Source organism: Corynebacterium sp. AOP40-4SA-5 (genome assembly GCF_052377355.1).
Classification (GTDB): Bacteria; Actinomycetota; Actinomycetes; order Mycobacteriales; family Mycobacteriaceae; genus Corynebacterium.
The window spans coordinates 118,793-136,246 of record NZ_JBQSWS010000005.1 but is presented as its reverse complement, the minus strand read 5'-3'; the positions used below and the strand labels follow the sequence as shown (position 1 = coordinate 136,246).

The 17,454-nt window shown below is 68.2% G+C and carries 14 protein-coding genes and 4 tRNA genes; 2 read left to right on the top strand and 16 right to left on the bottom strand.

The window, feature by feature from the left end; genetic code table 11:
* Positions 1-3 precede the first annotated feature (3 nt).
* From rpoB to rplJ, 4 genes are all read right to left on the bottom strand, one after another.
* Entirely contained in the window at positions 4-3,522 is a 3,519-nt protein-coding gene (gene rpoB, locus ACT3S3_RS04700) for a DNA-directed RNA polymerase subunit beta (protein ID WP_444626355.1), read from the bottom strand.
* A gap of 414 nt (positions 3,523-3,936) precedes the next feature.
* Complete coding sequence (locus ACT3S3_RS04695; RefSeq protein WP_441578934.1) at positions 3,937-4,956, bottom strand: DUF3068 domain-containing protein; 1,020 nt, start codon at positions 4,954-4,956, stop codon at positions 3,937-3,939.
* Between the two features lie 118 nt (positions 4,957-5,074).
* Entirely contained in the window at positions 5,075-5,455 is a 381-nt protein-coding gene (gene rplL / locus ACT3S3_RS04690; RefSeq protein WP_301443000.1) for a 50S ribosomal protein L7/L12, read from the bottom strand.
* A gap of 80 nt (positions 5,456-5,535) precedes the next feature.
* Positions 5,536-6,054 carry a 50S ribosomal protein L10 gene (gene rplJ / locus ACT3S3_RS04685; protein WP_301442999.1) on the bottom strand — a complete coding sequence of 173 codons (519 nt, stop codon included), beginning with the start codon at positions 6,052-6,054 and terminating at the stop codon, positions 5,536-5,538.
* 369 nt (positions 6,055-6,423) lie between these two features.
* Here rplJ and ACT3S3_RS04680 point away from each other — a divergent pair, with 369 nt between their 5' ends.
* Positions 6,424-7,413: an esterase/lipase family protein gene (locus tag ACT3S3_RS04680; RefSeq protein ID WP_301442998.1), complete on the top strand. Its 990-nt coding sequence runs from the start codon at positions 6,424-6,426 to the stop codon at positions 7,411-7,413.
* Positions 7,414-7,494: 81 nt separating this feature from the next.
* On the opposite strand, the gene rplA is transcribed toward ACT3S3_RS04680, so the two are convergent.
* The 9 genes from rplA to ACT3S3_RS04635 all read right to left on the bottom strand — a co-directional run bounded on the left by rplA (position 7,495) and on the right by ACT3S3_RS04635 (position 12,896).
* A complete protein-coding gene (gene rplA, locus ACT3S3_RS04675; RefSeq protein WP_301442997.1) occupies positions 7,495-8,208 on the bottom strand; it encodes a 50S ribosomal protein L1 in 714 nt (237 codons plus the stop codon).
* Between the two features lie 84 nt (positions 8,209-8,292).
* Entirely contained in the window at positions 8,293-8,739 is a 447-nt protein-coding gene (gene rplK / locus ACT3S3_RS04670; RefSeq protein ID WP_301442996.1) for a 50S ribosomal protein L11, read from the bottom strand.
* A gap of 159 nt (positions 8,740-8,898) precedes the next feature.
* Positions 8,899-9,762, bottom strand: a complete 864-nt coding sequence (nusG, locus tag ACT3S3_RS04665; RefSeq protein WP_301442995.1) for a transcription termination/antitermination protein NusG — start codon at positions 9,760-9,762, stop codon at positions 8,899-8,901.
* A gap of 121 nt (positions 9,763-9,883) precedes the next feature.
* Complete coding sequence (secE, locus tag ACT3S3_RS04660) at positions 9,884-10,219, bottom strand: preprotein translocase subunit SecE (protein ID WP_301442994.1); 336 nt, start codon at positions 10,217-10,219, stop codon at positions 9,884-9,886.
* Positions 10,220-10,304: 85 nt separating this feature from the next.
* Positions 10,305-10,377: transfer RNA gene (locus tag ACT3S3_RS04655), tRNA-Trp, on the bottom strand.
* A 366-nt stretch (positions 10,378-10,743) separates the two neighbouring features.
* Positions 10,744-10,817, bottom strand: a tRNA-Met gene (locus tag ACT3S3_RS04650).
* A 55-nt stretch (positions 10,818-10,872) separates the two neighbouring features.
* Positions 10,873-10,945, bottom strand: a tRNA-Thr gene (locus ACT3S3_RS04645).
* Positions 10,946-11,728: 783 nt separating this feature from the next.
* Positions 11,729-11,810 (bottom strand) — tRNA-Tyr (locus ACT3S3_RS04640).
* 72 nt (positions 11,811-11,882) lie between these two features.
* Entirely contained in the window at positions 11,883-12,896 is a 1,014-nt protein-coding gene (locus tag ACT3S3_RS04635; RefSeq protein WP_301442296.1) for a polyprenyl synthetase family protein, read from the bottom strand.
* A gap of 166 nt (positions 12,897-13,062) precedes the next feature.
* On the opposite strand from ACT3S3_RS04635, the gene ACT3S3_RS04630 reads away from it, so the two are divergent.
* A complete protein-coding gene (locus tag ACT3S3_RS04630) occupies positions 13,063-14,361 on the top strand; it encodes a geranylgeranyl reductase family protein (protein WP_441578932.1) in 1,299 nt (432 codons plus the stop codon).
* A gap of 15 nt (positions 14,362-14,376) precedes the next feature.
* Here ACT3S3_RS04630 and ACT3S3_RS04625 read toward each other — a convergent pair whose 3' ends face one another.
* The 3 genes from ACT3S3_RS04625 to menD are packed head-to-tail and all read right to left on the bottom strand — an operon-like array spanning position 14,377 to position 17,436.
* The gene (locus ACT3S3_RS04625) at positions 14,377-15,066 is read right to left on the bottom strand and encodes a demethylmenaquinone methyltransferase (protein ID WP_441578931.1); all 690 of its coding nucleotides are present in this window, start codon (positions 15,064-15,066) and stop codon (positions 14,377-14,379) included.
* A gap of 11 nt (positions 15,067-15,077) precedes the next feature.
* Positions 15,078-15,566, bottom strand: coding sequence for a DUF3592 domain-containing protein (locus ACT3S3_RS04620; RefSeq protein WP_441578930.1), 489 nt, complete (start codon positions 15,564-15,566; stop codon positions 15,078-15,080).
* Between the two features lie 4 nt (positions 15,567-15,570).
* Positions 15,571-17,436: a 2-succinyl-5-enolpyruvyl-6-hydroxy-3-cyclohexene-1-carboxylic-acid synthase gene (gene menD / locus ACT3S3_RS04615; protein WP_441578929.1), complete on the bottom strand. Its 1,866-nt coding sequence runs from the start codon at positions 17,434-17,436 to the stop codon at positions 15,571-15,573.
* Positions 17,437-17,454: the final 18 nt, after the last annotated feature.

Sequence of the window (17,454 nt, the reverse complement as noted above, 5' to 3'; positions counted from 1 at the left end):
GGGCTAGCCCACGTCGCTGTCGGCGTCCGGACGCTCGTCGCGGGACAGGTTGATGCCCAGGGCGGCGTTGGCGTGGTCGAGCTCGTCGTCGTCCGTGGAGCTGAGCTCCATCGGGGAACCGTCGGCCGCGAGCACCTCGACGTTGAGGCACAGCGACTGCAGCTCCTTGAGCAGAACCTTGAAGGACTCCGGGATACCCGGGTCCGGGATGTTCTCGCCCTTGACGATGGCCTCGTACACCTTCACACGGCCCACGACGTCGTCCGACTTGATGGTGAGCAGCTCCTGCAGGGTGTAGGCCGCGCCGTACGCCTGCATGGCCCACACCTCCATCTCACCGAAGCGCTGGCCACCGAACTGCGCCTTACCACCGAGCGGCTGCTGGGTGATCATGGAGTACGGACCGGTGGAACGCGCGTGGATCTTCTCGTCCACGAGGTGGTGCAGCTTGAGCATGTACATGTAGCCCACGGAGACCGGGTACGGGAACGGCTCGCCGGAGCGACCGTCGATGAGCTCGGCCTTGCCGTCGCCGTCCGTGAGGCGGATGCCGTCACGGTTCGGACGCACCGACTTCATCAGGCCGGAGAGCTCCTCGTTGGAGGCACCGTCGAACACCGGGGTGGCGGTCAACGAGTCGGCCGGCACGTCGTAGAGATCCTCCGGGAGGGTCTCCAGCATGGCCTTGACGGTCTCGTCCTCGGAGTCGATGTCGACCGCCCAGCCGTTCTTGGCTAGCCAGCCGAGGTGGGTCTCCAGGACCTGACCGATGTTCATACGACGGGGAACACCGTGGGTGTTCAGCATGATGTCGACCGGGGTGCCGTCCGGCAGGAACGGCATGTCCTCGGCGGGCAGGATCTTACCGACGACACCCTTGTTGCCGTGGCGGCCGGCGAGCTTGTCGCCGTCCTGGATCTTGCGCTTCTGCGCCACGTACACGCGGACCATCTCGTTGACACCGGGCGACAGGTCGTCGTCGTCCTCGCGGGAGAAGACGCGCACGCCGATGACCTTGCCGGTCTCGCCGTGGGGCACCTTCATGGAGGTGTCGCGGACCTCGCGGGCCTTCTCACCGAAGATGGCGCGCAGCAGGCGCTCCTCCGGGGTCAGCTCGGTCTCGCCTTTGGGCGTGACCTTACCGACGAGGATGTCGCCGTCGCGGACGTCCGCACCGATGCGCACGATGCCGCGCTCGTCCAGGTCGGCGAGCACGTCCTCACCCACGTTGGGGATGTCGCGGGTGATCTCCTCCGGCCCGAGCTTGGTGTCGCGGGCGTCGATCTCGTGCTCCTCGATGTGGATCGAGGTGAGGATGTCCTGCTCAACCATGCGCTGGTTGAGGATGATGGCGTCCTCGTAGTTGTGACCCTCCCACGGCATGATGGCGACCAGCAGGTTGCGGCCCAGCGCCATCTCACCGTTGTCGGTGCCGGGGCCGTCGGCGATGGCCTGGCCGGCCTCGACGCGGTCGCCCTGGCTGACCAGCGGCTTCTGGTTGTAGCAGGTGCCCTGGTTGGTGCGCTCGAACTTGCGCAGCATGTAGGTGTCGCGCACGCCGTCGTCGTCCATGATGGTGACGTAGTCGGCGGAGACGAACTCCACGGCGCCGGCCTTCGGGGAGACGATGACGTCGCCGGCGTCGTAGGCGGCGCGCTGCTCCATACCGGTACCCACGAAGGGGGCCTCGGCACGCAGGAGCGGCACGGCCTGACGCTGCATGTTCGCACCCATGAGGGCACGGTTGGCGTCGTCGTGCTCCAGGAACGGAATCATGGCGGTGGCCACGGAGACCATCTGACGCGGCGAGACGTCCATGTAGTCGACCTTGTCGACCGGGACGACCTCGACGTCGCCGCCACGCAGACGGACCTCGATCTGCTCCTCGGTGAACTGCTTGTCCGCGTTGTACGGGGTGTTCGCCTGGGCGATGATGTGGCGGTCCTCCTCATCGGCGGTGAGGTAGTCGACCACGTCCGTGATCTGACCGTTCTCGACACGACGGTAAGGAGTCTCGATGAAGCCGAAGGGGTTCACGCGGGCGTAGGACGCCAGGGAACCGATCAGACCGATGTTCGGACCCTCAGGGGTCTCGATCGGGCACATGCGGCCGTAGTGGGACGGGTGCACGTCTCGCACCTCGAGGCCGGCGCGCTCACGCGACAGACCACCGGGGCCCAGGGCGGACAGACGACGCTTGTTCGTCAGACCCGACAGGGAGTTGTTCTGGTCCATGAACTGCGACATCTGGGAGGTGCCGAAGAACTCGCGGATCGCGGCGGAGACCGGACGCACGTTGATCAGCGAGGTCGGGGTGATCGACTCCGCGTCCTGCGTGGTCATGCGCTCGCGCACGACGCGCTCCATGCGGGACAGGCCCACGCGGATCTGGTTCTGGATCAGCTCGCCGACGGTACGCACACGACGGTTGCCGAAGTGGTCGATGTCGTCGGTGCCCAGCGGGATCTCCACGGAGTCCGGGGAGGTCATGTCGCGCTCGCCGGAGTGCAGACGCACCAGGTACTCGATGGTGGTCAGGATGTCCTGCTCGGTGAGGGTCATGGGACCCTCGCCGCCGGTGCCCAGGCCCAGCTTGCGGTTGACCTTGTAGCGGCCCACCTTCGCCAGGTCGTAGCGACGGGAGTTGAAGAAGCTGTTCTCCAGCAGTGCCTGCGCGGAGTCGCGCGTGGGCGACTCACCGGGACGCTGCTTGCGGTAGATCTCCAGCAGGGCCTCGTCGGTGTTTGCGACGCCGTCCTTCTCGAGGGTGGACATCATGATCTCGGAGAAACCGAAACGCTCGGTGATCTCCTCGGCGCTGAGACCCAGGGCCTTCAGCAGCACGGTGACCGGCTGACGACGCTTGCGGTCGATGCGCACACCGATGGTGTCGCGCTTGTCGACGTCGAACTCCAGCCATGCACCACGCGAGGGGATGACCTTCACGGAGTGCAGCGGACGCTCGGTACCGGGATCGATGGACTCGTCGAAGTACACGCCCGGGGAGCGGACGAGCTGCGAGACCACGACACGCTCGGTGCCGTTGATGATGAAGGTGCCCTTGTCCGTCATCATCGGGAAATCGCCGATGAAGACGGTCTGGCTCTTGATCTCACCGGAGGTGGCGTTGGTGAACTCCGCGGTGACGTACAGCGGAGCCGAGTAGTTGATGTCCTTGTCCTTGCACTCGTCGACGGTGTTCTTCACGTCGTCGAAGCGCGGCTCGGACAGGACCAGGGACATGTTCTCGGAGTAGTCCTCGACAGGGGACAGCTCTTCGAGGATGTCCTCGAGACCGGAGGTGATGCGAACGCCCTCCCCGGCCTCAGCCTGCTTGCGGGCGCGCCACTGCGGCGTGCCGACGAGCCAGGCGAAAGAGTCCCTCTGGATGTCGAGAAGACCGGGAACCTCGATCGGGGCGTCGATCTTCGCGAACGAGTGACGTTGCGAAGCTCCGGGAATTCCCGGGGTGGAACTGGTCAGGCGGGAGACTGCCAAGATGGGGTCCTTCCAGCACCTCACGTGCCTGCCGGTCGCCTGGATCCGAGGGGACGGGTTCCTGGGCGGTGGCCGACACGGTTGCTATGAGCGTACGGTCTGCGGTGGTCTGTGGAAATCTGTGGGGTTCTGTGGGGATTGGCGGTGACCGGGTCAGTTGCGAACCTTGGTCCGGAAACAGTTGATGGACCTTGTCAAGTCACCGGTCCGGACCGGACCGGCGCGGTCTGGCACCCTGGCGTTCCGCCGTGCCGTGACCATGTCGATCCCCTCCATGCCTTCACTCATCAAGGTCGTGTCCTGCTGTTGTCGCAACATCACCGGACGTCAATCCAGCGCAACGATCGATCGTATATCACCCGTAGGCGTATGTCCACCCCTGCGACACACCCGGTTCACCCACCCGCGGCCGGTCGGTCGTCTCCGACGACGACCCGGCTACTCCGACGACCCTGACGTCCCAGACCGCTGGGCGCGCTGTGGCCGCAAGGCCACCACCGCCGAACCGAGTGCCACGATAGCACCCGTGACGGTCAGCACAATACCCCAACCGCGCGTGGGACGGTCCTGCCCCAGATCCGCCGCCTGTCGCAGCAGGTCGTCGCGCTCCGCGCCCGGGGTCGACCCGTTGAAGGAACTCAGCAGTTCCGGGGCTGCAGCCTCGCCAGCCTCGCCTGCGGCAGCCTCCCCCTCACCGTCCTGCGCCGGCGCGTCCGGCACGTAGACGTCCTGGATGTCCTCGGTGACCGAGACGATCATGCCGCTGCCCGGCTCCACGCGGAACTCCTTGTAGCCGTTGCGGTACAGCGAGGAGGACGCCCCGTCCGGCGTCGTCGACGTCGACCGGTAGTAGCCCGGGTTCGCCTGACGCACCGGCTCGGCGTCGAAGTCCTGCCGGAAGACGTAGACCTCCAAGCCGTCGACGTCCTCGGTCTGGACGAACTGGGCGGGCACCTCGCGACGCAGCAGGTTGTCGAAGACCGGGTACTCCTCCTGCGCCGTGTCGCGCGGGAACGTCAGCCACTGGCCGGTGACCTCGCTCGCCACCGCAGGCGTCCCCGGCGTGTCCGCGACCTTCGCGTCCCCCAGCGACGCGCCACTCATGCGGTCGATCCGGTAGCTCCAGACCTCGGCGTCCAGCAGGGCGTCGCCGCCCTCGAGGTCGTCGCGCACGGAGGTGACGCCGACGGTCGTCGCGGCCGCGTCGTCGTCCGCCGGCTCCCCCAGCGTCACGGCGTAGGTCTTCGTCACCGGCGCGGTGACCGGCTCGTCGCCGTCACCGAGATAGGACGTCCCGACGCGTGCCTCGTCGTCCTGCAGCGTCAGCTGCGTCTCGCTGAGTTCCAGGGGCACGGGACGCTCCGGCGGCACGAGGACCGGCAGCGCGAGGCCGAGGACGAGGAGGAGACACCCCAGTCCCAGGACGAGGACTGCGGTGACACGTGATCTCGGAAGCATGCGGACCATCGTAGTGGTCGACGTGTCCGGGAGTACACATGACACAACCCCCGCCGGGAACGTCTCGTGGACGTCCCTGACGGGGGTCGTGGTGAAAGCGGCGTGAGCCGGGTTTCTCCTACTTGAGGGAAACCTTGGCGCCGGCCTCCTCGAGCTTGGTCTTGGCAGCCTCGGCGTCATCCTTGGATGCACCCTCGAGCAGAGCCTTCGGTGCGCCCTCGACGAGCTCCTTGGCCTCCTTCAGGCCCAGGCCGGAGACGAGCTCGCGGACAACCTTGATCACGCCGATCTTCTTGGCGCCGGCATCCTCGAGAACGACGTCGAACTCGTCCTTCTCCTCCTCCTCGGCAGCAGCAGCGGCCGGAGCGGCAGCAGCGGCGACCGGGGCGGCAGCGGTGACGTCGAAGGTGTCCTCGAAGAGCTTGACGAACTCGGAGAGCTCGATCAGGGTCATCTCCTTGAAGGCCTCGAGCAGTTCGTCGTTGGTGAACTTAGCCATGTCGGCTTCCTTTCTTCGTCCCGACCGGACGTGGCCGGGAACAGGTTTTGTTACGTATGGGGGTTAAGCAGCCTGAAAGATCAGGCAGCTTCCTTCTTCTCCTGGAGCGCGGCGGTGAGCCGTGCAACCTGGGAAGCCGGGGCGTTGAACAGCCCGGCAGCCTTGCTGAGGGAGCCCTGCAGGGCGCCGGCCAGCTTGGCCAGGGTGGTCTCGCGGTTGTCCAGCTCGGCGATTGCCTCAACCTGGGCAGCGGACAGCGGAGTGCCGTCCATGTTGCCGCCCTTGATCACGAGGGCGCTGTGATCCGCACCGAACTTCTTGAACGCCTTGGCGGCGTCAACCGCCTCGCCCTGGATGAAGGCGACGGCAGTAGGTCCGGTGAGCAGTTCATCAGCGATCTCGACGCCGGCCTGCTTGGCAGCCAGCTTGATCATGGTGTTCTTGGCGACGGAGTAGGTGACCTCGGAACCCAGGGCCTTGCGCAGCTCCGTCGTCTGAGCGACGGTCAGGCCACGGTACTCGGTAAGCACGGTGGCACTGGCGTTCTCGAAACGTGCGGTGAGCTCCGCGACCGATGCGGTGTTCTTTGCGTTTGCCATACTCTCGCCTCCTTCCTGATGTCTGTCGGTGGTGCGACCAGACGGTGTCCTGAACGACCCTCCGTGACAAACAGTGACGCCCCGTGCCACAGGGCACGGGGCGCTTGGAGCGATTCTCGCGGACCCGTGGGTCCGCCGACGCTCGGCGTGTTCCGTGTTTCCCTGCGTGGGTCGCCATCGCCTTGACGGTGATGGTCCTTCGTCCGACTCCCCCGGTGCTGCCCGGGTGAGACGTCGACCGACGGTCTCCGGTGAAACTTGAACGTTCGCGGGGGTACCCGCGATCAAACTTCTCGTGTCACTATAGACCGGCACACACGAACCGCAAAATCCCGGCCGCGGAGCGCCCCGGGATGTAGTTTCGTGGACATGACTTCCCCTGCCGCCTCCCCCGCCGGAGCAGCCCGGTCCGCCGGCGTCCCCGACCACCGGTTCTTCCTCTCCGCCTTCCTCCGCTCGTGGGGACGACACGACCCACTCCCCTCCCGGGTGAACGACTGGGAGACACCGATGTCCGAGGAACACCCGGTGCCCGTCGTGCTGCTCCACGGCACGTGGATGAACGCCTACGGCACCTGGTCGTACATCGCACCGAAGCTCGTGGCACGGGGCTACCGTGTCTTCGCGCTCAACTACGGCGGCGACGACGAGAGCCTGCTGGGCCGTCGCCGCTGCTGTTTCGCCAGCGGACCGTTGCTCGACGCCACCGAGGACATCGGCCGTTTCATCGACCGGGTGCTGGAGGCGACCGGCGCCGAGAAGGTGGACGTGGTCGGCCATTCACAGGGTTCCGCGCAGGCCCGCATGCTCGTCACCGAGCACGAGGGCCGGTTCGCCGGCGGCGAACCCAAGATCCGCAACATCATCGGGCTCGCCGGCTCCGGCAACGGCACCACGCTGATGGGCCTCGGCACGCTCACCGCGAAGCTCCGCGAGGCCCTCCACGGCCGGGTGGACGTCTCCCGGATCGTTCGCAGCGTCCTGGGTGGCTGCGCCGAGGACCAGATCGTGGACTCCGACGTCATCAACCACATCAACCGCGACGGGCACACAGTCCCGGGCGTGGACTACACCATGATCGGGACGCGCTACGACGAGGTCGTCACCCCGTGGCGCACCCAGTTCCTCACCCCCGGCGAGGGGGCGAGCGTACGCAACCACTGCGTGCAGTCCGACGGCAACTCCGGCGACTGGAGCGACCACCTGTCGATCTGCTACTCGCCGCGTTCCTTCGACCTCATCCTCGAGCGTCTGTCGGACTCCGACTCCGGGGAGGACGGCGCCTACCGCCGTGCGCACCCGCACGTCGTCGCCCGCGTCGTGCCCGTCCTCGGGCAACTCCTGCAACGCGGGTACTGACATGAAGAACGCCCCGTCCTCCCCGGTGTACGGGGAGGACGGGGCGGCGTCCTACGCGGGACGGAAAGAGGAGTCTGAGACTTAGGCCTCTTCGCCGGCGAAGTTCTTCACGACGGTCGGGTCAACCTGGATGCCCGGGCTGTTGGTCGTCGCGACGGAGGCCTTCTTGATGTAACGGCCCTTGGCGGCGGACGGCTTCACGCGGAGGAGCTCCTCGACCAGCGCGCCGTAGTTCTCGGCGAGCGCCTTCTCGTCGAAGGAGGCCTTGCCGATCATGGCGTGCAGGTTCGCGGCCTTGTCGACGCGGAAGGAGATCTTACCGCCCTTGATCTCGGTGACGGCCTTGGCCACGTCGGTGGTCACGGTACCGGTCTTCGGGTTCGGCATCAGACCACGCGGGCCCAGGACGCGGGCGACGCGACCGACCTTGGCCATCTGGTCCGGGGTGGCGATCGCGGCATCGAAGTCGGTCCAACCACCCTGGATGCGCTCGATGAGCTCGGCGGTTCCGACGGCCTCGGCACCGGCCTCCTCGGCGGCGGTGGCGTTGGGGCCCTCGGCGAAGACGATGACGCGGACGTTCTTACCCGTGCCGTTGGGCAGGGAGACGGTGCCGCGGACGAGCTGGTCGGCCTTGCGCGGGTCGACACCCAGGCGGAAGGCGACGTCGACGGTGGCGTCGTGCGTCTTGGAGGAGGTCTCCTTGGCCAGCTTCAGGGCCTCGATCGGGGAGTAGAGACGATCGGCGTCGATCTTCTCTGCTGCGGCGCGGTACGCCTTGGAGTTCTTGCTCATGGTACTGGTCCAATCAGTGGTTGTTGGATTGTGGTCGACGGGCCGCAAGTGGCCCTGCCACGGGTGGAACCGGCAGTCGGCTGACTACTTGGCCGGCTGGTCGATGACGTCGATACCCATCGACCGGGCGGTGCCGGCGATGACGCGTGCACCGTTCTCCAGGTCGTTGGAGTTCATGTCCTCGAACTTGGTCTGGGCGATCTCGCGGCACTGGGCCCAGCTGACCTGGCCGACCTTCTCCGTGTGCGGGACACCGGAGCCCTTCTGGATGCCGGCGGCCTTCAGCAGCAGTTTCGCTGCCGGCGGGGTCTTCAGCTTGAAGTCGAAGGAGCGGTCCTCGTAGACCGTGATCTCGACCGGGATGACGTTGCCGCGCTGCGACTCGGTCGCGGCGTTGTACGCCTTGCAGAACTCCATGATGTTGACGCCGTGCGCACCGAGCGCCGGGCCCACGGGCGGAGCCGGGTTGGCGGCGCCAGCCTGGATCTGCAGCTTGATCAGGCCTGAGACCTTTTTCTTCTTCTTAGCCATGGTTCACCTCTTCACGTGGTACCAGGTGTGCCGCTTCCCCCTCGGGGAGCGGCGCCGCCGGCCCTATGGCGGGGGCCGGACGCACCTGTCCGGATGCCGGACTGTGTACCGGCCACCGGGTGGAATGTTGTCGTGCTCACGAAGAGCAACGGTCAAACTCTAGTTGAGCTTCTCGACCTGGTCAAACGCCAGGTCAACCGGGGTCTCGCGACCGAAGATCGAGACCAGGGCCTTGAGCTTGCTGTTGGCGGCGTCGATCTCGGAGATCGTCGCGGACACCGAGGCGAAGGGACCGGACAGCACGGTGACGGACTCCCCGACCTCGAAGTCGACCTCGACCTGCTCGCCGAGCGGCGTCGGGGCCATGGCGACACCGGTGTCGCTGACGTCGACGTTGCTGGCGGAGTCGGTCTCCTCCTCGTTGGTCGGTGCGGTGGCCGCCTCCGGCGGGAGGAGGAACTTGGCGACCTCACGGATCTTCACCGGGGTGGGCTTGCCCTCGTTGCCGACGAAGGACGTCACGCCCGGGGTATCGCGGATGACGGACCAGGACGCGTCGTCCAGCTCGATGCGCACCAGGACGTAGCCCGGCAGCAGCTTGCGCTTGACGCGCTTACGCTTGCCGTCCTTGAGCTCGGTGATCTCCTCGATCGGGACGACGACCTCGTGGATCTGCTCGTCGACACCCAGGGTCTGCGCACGCATCTCCAGGTTGGTCTTCACCTTGTTCTCGTAGCCCGAGTAGCACTGGATGATGTACCAGTCGCCGTCGAGCTTCTTGAGCGCGCGCATGAATTCGCGCAGGCGGGTGCGGTACGCGGCCATGGCCGCGTCCTCGGGCGCCTGCTCGGCGGGCGCGTCGGCGGAGGACGCTGCGGCGGCCGAGCCGTCCTCCCCGTCGATCTCCGCGCCGGCGGCGGGCGCGGTATCGCCGAGCTCGCTGACGGCCTGCTGCACGTCGTTGTGCGCGGCCGCAGCGAGGCCCTCGGCGGTGCTGCTGTCGTGGATGTTCTCGTCACTCATGGGTTGATCATCTCCCGGATGGTACTGACGCCTGGCGGACGGGCACGTTGCCGTCCCCCGCATGAAAAATCCGCCTCGCCGGAAGGCGGAGGCGGTGGTTACAACGAAGATTCTAGCACGCTCAGAGGCCGAACATGAACTCCAGACCCTCACCGGTGAGCAGGTCGACGACCGTGCAGATCGCGGTGATCACGATGAGGAAGACGATCGTGACGATGGAGTAGGTGACCATCTCGCGGCCCGTGGGCCAGATGACCTTCTTGACCTCGGAACCCACCGACCGCGGGAACGCCAGGATCCGGCTGCCGCCGGACTTGGACCCCTCGACGTCCGCGATCTTGGCGGAGACGCCGTTGTCGTGGTCGTGGGCGGCGCCGTATCCGCTGACCTGACGCTTACCTGACGGGCGCAACGGACCACCGGCGGAACCGACCTCATCGTTCTTCTCGTCACTCACGTGATCTACAGCTCCTCGGAATATGGAAGACCCCGGTGACCCCGGGTCGGTGGCGAACCACCGGCCCGGCATCCCGGGGCATGTGCAGGGGCGACAGGACTTGAACCTGCAACCTGCGGTTTTGGAGACCGCTGCTCTGCCAATTGAGCCACGCCCCTTCGCGATGGATCTCAGCCTACCACTCGGGCAGACGTCGACGTCTCACGGACGGTACCGCAACAACGGCACCGCAGCAGTGTATCAGTAGCCCGTCCCCGGCAACAACTGGGCCGGGCGCGTCCGGGGTGAGCCCGGGGCGCGTCCGGGGTGAGCCCGGGGCGCGTCCGGGTTGCGTCCTGGTTCGGGCTGGACGCAACCCCGCGTGCCGTGCCGGATCCGGCCTTTCCGTGCCGGCGCCGGGACGGATCCGGCACGCGGCCGTGGGTGGACGCCCGGCGGGAGAGCGCGGAGAGACCGCGAGCACGGAGCGTGCACAGCGAAACACCCCGCGGCCCGATCTCTCGGTGCCGCGGGGTGTCCAGTTGTAGCGATGCCGGGGATCGAACCCGGGACCTCACGATTATGAGTCGTGCGCTCTAACCATCTGAGCTACACCGCCAGGGCCATTCATCCGGCTGTGACCGGCAAGCCGGATATCGCCTAGAAATGACTTGAGCCCCCTGACAGAATCGAACTGTCGACCTTTTCCTTACCATGGAAACGCTCTACCGACTGAGCTAAGGGGGCGTACTTCACGCAGCAGGACCGGAGCACAACCTTGGTTGTTCCCGCTCCATCGCTCGAAGCCTGAAGTAGAATAACCAGAGCGACCCTACTTGCACAAATCTGCAGGTCAGTGAGAATAAATAGCACTCCGGGGAACACCACCGCCGCATCCTCGGGCTTCGTACGGCCTCCCCTCCCCCGCTCGCCGCGTCCGACGGCCCTCCTCGGTACCGGGCGACCGGGCAACCCCGGAGGTTGGTTCCACCGTCCTCCGGGGTTGCTGCCTCAACCTTACCCGGGCAGCCCCACCCCAAGCGGCAGATGCGGATTAAACGACAGAATGTGTGTCCGGGACCGGCGCTCCTCGGCAGGTCAAGACAGAGGAATGGGGCTCGAATAGCTCATCGGGGGCTATTGAGCCGCGGAGCCGCCATGGCCCGTGCCATGCCGGCCCATGGAGGCCGCTCCCGCTGACTCCGGGTAGCCCGAAGCAGCTCGTCCCCACACCACGGCGCAATCCCTGCATTTCGGTCCGATCACTGCCAGTCACCGGACCGAAATGCAGGGATTGCGCCGGGCAGCAGAGTCGCTAGGCCACCGCTTCCCGGGACTTGACCCGTACGACCCGGTCGCCTGCAGGTCGGGACGGGCTGAGCCTTCGTCATGACGCGCCCGAGGCAGACACACATCCTGACCATTACCCCCATCAACCCGATGCTGAGGCCTCGACCCCACGCACGCGAAAACCGCCCGGGGAGTGTCTCCACTCCACGGGCGGTTCGCGGTACTCGACGTACCATGTTGTGCCAGGTAAAGGATTCGAACCTTTGAAGGCAATGCCGGCGGATTTACAGTCCGCTCCCTTTGGCCGCTCGGGCAACCTGGCGTGCACCTCACGGTGCGATGGATACCCTACTACGACCTCACACGGTTCAGGCAAATCAGCTGGTCAGCGAGGCTATCCCAGACGTTCCAGCGAGTAGTCCATGAGGTTGCGCAGCGCGCCCGTCGCCGGGAGCGCCGGCAGCTGCGCCAGCTCGTCCTCGCCCAGCCCGCGGTAGCGCCGCACGTCCTCCAGGGCGCGCTCACGCCCGTTGGACGCCCGGATCAGGGTCAGGGCCTCGTCGACCAAGGCATCGTCGGTCACGGGCCCGGTGAGCAGTTCACGCAGGCGCGCCCCACCCTCGGTCTGTTCACGCATGGCGTAGAGCACCGGCAGGGTGAACACGCCCTCGCGCAGGTCCGTGCCGGGGGTCTTGCCGGACTCCTCGGGGTCGGACCAGATGTCGATGATGTCGTCCACGATCTGGAACACCTGGCCCAGGTGGCGGCCGAACCGGAACAGCGCGTCGCGGTGCTCGGCGGACGCCCCGGAGTGCAGCGCCCCCAGGTAGCCGGCCGAGGCGATGAGCACACCGGTCTTCTCCTGGATGACCTGCATGTAGTGCTCGATCTCGTCCTCTTCACCGTCCGGCCCGATGGTCTCGCGCATCTGGCCGGTGACGAGCTCACCGAAGGTGTCGGCGAAGTGCCGGACGGTGTCGGTGCCGAGGTCCGCCATCAGTCCGGAGGCGACGGCGAAGATGTAGTCGCCGGCGAGGATGGCCACGGAGTTCGACCAGCGGGCGTTGGCGCTCGGTGCGCCGCGACGGCGCTCGGCCTCGTCCATCACGTCATCGTGGTACAGCGTGGCGAGGTGGGTGAGCTCGACGACCACAGCGGCGTCGGTCACCGTGTCGGTGAGTTCCCGGTCCTGCCCGTACTGTCCCGCCAGCAGGGCGAACATCGGACGGAAGCGCTTTCCACCGGAGACCGCGAGGTGACTGATCTTGTCGGTGAGGAAGCTCTCCCCGGACGACAGGACCTCGCGGAGCCTGGCCTCCACACGCGCCAGGCCGTCCGGGACAGCGGTGTTCAGGTACTCGTCACCGAGGTCGAGCCCCACCCGCACATCCGAGTTAGTGCTTGCCATGAATTACGTAGCCTCTGTCCGTCAAACGTCTTCTCTGGGTAATCTTGCTCCACGCTACTGTAGACCAGCACCTCGGCACGGACCCAGACGGACACCTGCGCCGCCACCCGTGCCGACACCTGTGCCAATGACCTCCACCCACGACACCGTGCCAGAATAGTCGACGATGAATGACATACAGTGCGAAGTTCTCGTCGTCGGTGCGGGCCCGGCAGGATCCGCCGCCGCACACCGCGCCGCCGTCGCCGGCCGCGACGTCCTGCTGCTCGACATGCAGGACTTCCCCCGCGACAAGACCTGCGGCGACGGACTCACCCCGCGCGCCGTCCACGCCCTGGAGGCGCTCGGCGCCGGTGACCTCGTCGCCCCCGCGGCAGGACGCCCCGAGATCCGCGGCCTGAAACTGCACGGCTTCGGCGGATCGGTCACCGCCCCCTGGCCCGACCACCCGGAGTTCCCCGCCCGCGGCACCGCCGTGGCCCGCACCGACCTGGACAACGCACTGGTGGACCTCGCCGTGGCGTCCGGCGCGCGTCGACTGACCGCGAAGGCGGTGGACGTGGAGACCGACCTGGTGGCCGGCGCCCGCCGGGTACGCGCCGTGCGTCTCGCCGACGGCTCCGCCGTGCACTGCCGCTACCTCGTCCTCGCCGAGGGCGTGCGCAGCGGACTGGCCAGGACGCTGGGCCTGCAGTGGCTGCGCGGGCTCGTCCACGGTGTGGCGGCACGGTCCTACTGTCCCTCCCCCTACAGCGACGAACCGTGGATCCACTCGCACCTGGAGCTACGCGACGCCGACGGCGTGGCGCAGCCCGGCTACGGCTGGATCTTCCCGCTCGGCGCCGACGGCGAGCACGGCCCGGCGGTGAACCTGGGGTGCGGGGCACTGTCGACCTCACGGCGTCCGGCGAAGGTGAACGTGCGCAAGCTGCTGGCGTCCTACGCCGCGCAGTGTGAAGAGGAGTGGGGCCTCGGCGCACCGACGCACGTCGCCAGCGCACTGCTGCCGATGGGCGGGGCGGTCACCCGGGTCTCCGGGGTGAACTGGGCCGCCGTCGGTGACACCGCCGCGCTGGTCAACCCGCTCAACGGGGAGGGCATCGACTACTCCCTGGAGTCGGGCGTGGACCTCGTCGACATGCTCGCGGCGGCCGACGGGACGTCCGACGGTCTGCGCTACATCTGGCCCGAGCACCTGCGCGCCCGCTACGGCGACGCCTTCTCCCTGGCCCGACGCGCCGCGACCCTGCTGACCATGCCCGGCCTGCTCTCCGCGGTGGGGCCGTTGGGGATGCGCGGGCCGGTCGCCGACCGGCTCATGGGCTCGGCCGCACGCCTGATGGGAAACCTCGTGACCCCCGAGGACCGCGACCTCACCGCCCGGCTCTGGCTCGGTGCCGGACGCCTCAGCAGCGCCCACGACCGCTTCTGGCACGCGGAGTCACGTCCCCTGTTCGGGGCGTGAGCGCCGCGCCAGCGCTCAGTTCGGCTTGGTGGCGCTGTGCATCGCGGTGATGCCGAAGGTGAGGTTCTGCCAGCCGCAACCCTGCCAGCCGGAGTCGTTGACCAGCGCGGCCAGGGCCTCCTGGTCCGGCCAGGCGCGGATGGACTCCGCGAGGTACACGTAGGCCTCCGCGTTGGAGGACACCGCACGGGCCACCGCCGGCAGCGCACGCATCAGGTACTCCATGTACACGGTGCGGAACACCGGGACCACCGGGGTGGAGAACTCGCACACCGTGAGACGCCCACCGGGCTTCGTCACCCGCGCCATCTCCCGCAGCCCGGCGGCAGGGTCGACGATGTTGCGCAGCCCGAAGCTGATGGTGACCGCGTCGAAGGTGTTGTCCGGGAACGGCAGGTTCATGCCGTCGCCGCAGACCTTCGGCACGTCGCGGTCCGCCCCGGCGGCCAACATGCCGTGCGAGAAGTCGCAGGCCACGCACCATGCGCCGGACTCGGAGAGCTCCACGGTGGACACCGCCGTGCCCGCCGCCAGGTCCAGCACCTTGTCGCCCGGCGCCAGGTCGAGGCGGCGACGCGTGCGCTTACGCCACAGACGGTCCTGCCCGAAGGAGAGCACCGTGTTGGTCAGGTCGTAGTTCTTTCCGACGGCGTCGAACATGCGGGCGACGTCGGACGGGTTCTTCTCCAGGCTGGCTCGTGACACGCTGACCAAGCCTAGTCGATCGCCGCGTCCCGCCCGTTCTTCCCCCGCCGCCACCACAGCCGTTCCACGCCGAACAGCAGCCCGACCACGACCATCGACACCAGCCACACCGACAGGGCGGGCACAATCGACAGCGTCCACCCGCGGCCCTGGACCTTCACGTTGTCGGGGTCGGAGCGCTGGTAGTCCACGTACACCCGGTCGCCCTGCGACAGGCCGGTCGGGTACTTCAGCCCCCGGTCCGGCTGGTGGTAGACCCCGGCGTCGTCGCGGTAGCGCACCACGGTGGTGTTCCCGCCGCCGAGGACGTCGGCCACGGCCACACCGCGGTCGCGGGCGATCTTCGCGTCGCCGATCGCGGCGTTGACGACCAGCATACCGCTGACCGCGGTGGCCAGCACCGCCAGCGCGAGGATCGTCTGCACCAGGCGGCGGTGCACGGTCGCCCGCGAGGGGCGCAGCGCCTCCACGGAGCTCAGGAACGACGGGCGGGAAACCACGGCGTCACCCCTCCTGTGCCGGCGTCGCCGGGGTGACAGTGGTCTTCTCCGTGAGCTGACGGTGCATGCGCTCGCGCGGGGCGCGTGTCACCGCGGCCTCGACGACGAGCATGCCACCGGCGCCCTCGGCGTGGTCCTCCAGCGCCAGGGCCAGTTCGTTGATGTTCGTCACGCGCCGGTGCGCCACGTTGTAGCCGTCGCACAGCGCCTCCAGGTCCGCGCCGGTGGGCGTGCCCACCACCCGGTCGAAGGCGGACACGCCGTCCTCGAACTCGCGCAGCCCCGGTACGCCGACCTCGAGGGTCTCGAAGATCGCGCCGCCGTCGTCGTTGGACACCACGATCACCAGGTTCTCCGGGCGCGGTTCGCCCGGGCCCACCGACAGGCCGTTGACGTCGTGCAGGAACGTCAGGTCACCCATCAGAGCCACGGTGCGCGGTGCACGCATCAGGTCCGGTTCCGCCGAGGCGTGCGCCAGGGCCACACCCACGGCCGTGGACACGGTGCCGTCGATGCCGGCGGCACCGCGGTTGGTCACCACGTGCACGCCGGGGAACGGCAGGCCGGTCAGTGAGGCGTCGCGCACGGCGGAGGACGCCCCGAGCACCACTGCGTCCCCGTCCGACAGGCTGTCCGTCACCGCGGCGGCGACGTGCAGGCCGGTGAACTCACCGGCGGCGATCTCCTCACGCACCGCCGTGGCGGCGACCTCGCCGGCGGCGGCGCAGGTGCGCAGCCAGCCGCGCGGGTGCTCACCGGTGACGCGCACCCCACGGAACGGTGCGGCGGTGTCGACGTCGGAACGTCCCACACTCGGGGCGGTGGGACGGTCGGAGACCGGCACGACCCGGATCGCCGGGTCCGCCAGCAGCCGGGCGGTGCCGCGGTGCAGCGTGGGACGTCCGACGAGGACGATCTGCTCCGGACGCATCTGCGCCCGGTAGTCGCCGTCGCCGACGCCCGCGCCGATCTCGGCGGCGAACAGGCCCGCGGCGGCCGGGTGCACCGGGGTGTCCGGGGCGGGGCTGCCGGGCTCGGCGATGGTCGGCACACCCGCGAGCTCGTCGAGGACCTCCTGCGCCCAGACGCGGTCACGCACATCACCGGTGACCACCAGGGTGCGCAGCGACAGGTCCACCGTCGCCGCCGGGTCGTGCGGGGTGCGCAGCCGGTCCGGGACGCTCCGCTCGCTGCCGGCGAGCGTCGCGGCGAGGGTCACGTCCGCCGTGGTGGCGGGGACCAGGGGCTCGGCGAAGGGGACGTCGACCTGCACGCCGCCGGCCCCGACCGGGCCCATGGCGTGCAAGACGGCGTGGGCCACCCGGTCGCGCACGGTGGCGTCGGCGGATGCGGCGTCCTGCGCGTCCCCCTCAGAGCCACGGACGGCGGCGTCGATGCCGACGGCCTCCACGGCGTGGCTGCCGAAGATGCCGAACTGGTCGATGGTCTGGTTCGCCCCCGAGCCCAGCATCTCCCACGGCCGGTTCGCCGACAAAACGATCAACGGCACCCCGGCGGCGGTGGCCTCCACCATCGCCGGCATGCAGTTCGCCACCGCCGACCCGGAGGTCATCACCACCGGCACCGCCCGTCCCGAGCGCTTGGCCAGGCCCAACGCCAGGAAGGACGCCGACCGCTCGTCCGTGCGCACGTGCAGGCGCAGCCGGTGACGCCGGTCCGCCTCGGCGAAGGCCAACGCCAACGGCGCCGACCTGGACCCCGGGCAGACCACCGCCTCGCGCACCCCGTTGGCGATGAGGGCGTCCACGACGACCGCCGCGACGCGGGTCGCCGGGGCCAGATGCGCGGCGCCCGTGTGGTCGCTACCGTTGTCGCCGCTGTGGTTGGGGGTGTCGATCAGGTCAGTCACACCCTCTGACGCTACCTG

Excerpts from the sequence above, each read along its gene's own strand:
- ACT3S3_RS04695 (WP_441578934.1), bottom strand. The coding sequence starts at position 4,956 with ATGCTTCCGAGATCACGTGTCACCGCAGTCCTCGTCCTGGGACTGGGG.
- rplL (WP_301443000.1), bottom strand. The coding sequence starts at position 5,455 with ATGGCTAAGTTCACCAACGACGAACTGCTCGAGGCCTTCAAGGAGATG.
- rplJ (WP_301442999.1), bottom strand. The coding sequence starts at position 6,054 with ATGGCAAACGCAAAGAACACCGCATCGGTCGCGGAGCTCACCGCACGT.
- ACT3S3_RS04680 (WP_301442998.1), top strand. The coding sequence starts at position 6,424 with ATGACTTCCCCTGCCGCCTCCCCCGCCGGAGCAGCCCGGTCCGCCGGC.
- rplA (WP_301442997.1), bottom strand. The coding sequence starts at position 8,208 with ATGAGCAAGAACTCCAAGGCGTACCGCGCCGCAGCAGAGAAGATCGAC.
- rplK (WP_301442996.1), bottom strand. The coding sequence starts at position 8,739 with ATGGCTAAGAAGAAGAAAAAGGTCTCAGGCCTGATCAAGCTGCAGATC.
- nusG (WP_301442995.1), bottom strand. The coding sequence starts at position 9,762 with ATGAGTGACGAGAACATCCACGACAGCAGCACCGCCGAGGGCCTCGCT.
- ACT3S3_RS04635 (WP_301442296.1), bottom strand. The coding sequence starts at position 12,896 with ATGGCAAGCACTAACTCGGATGTGCGGGTGGGGCTCGACCTCGGTGAC.
- ACT3S3_RS04630 (WP_441578932.1), top strand. The coding sequence starts at position 13,063 with ATGAATGACATACAGTGCGAAGTTCTCGTCGTCGGTGCGGGCCCGGCA.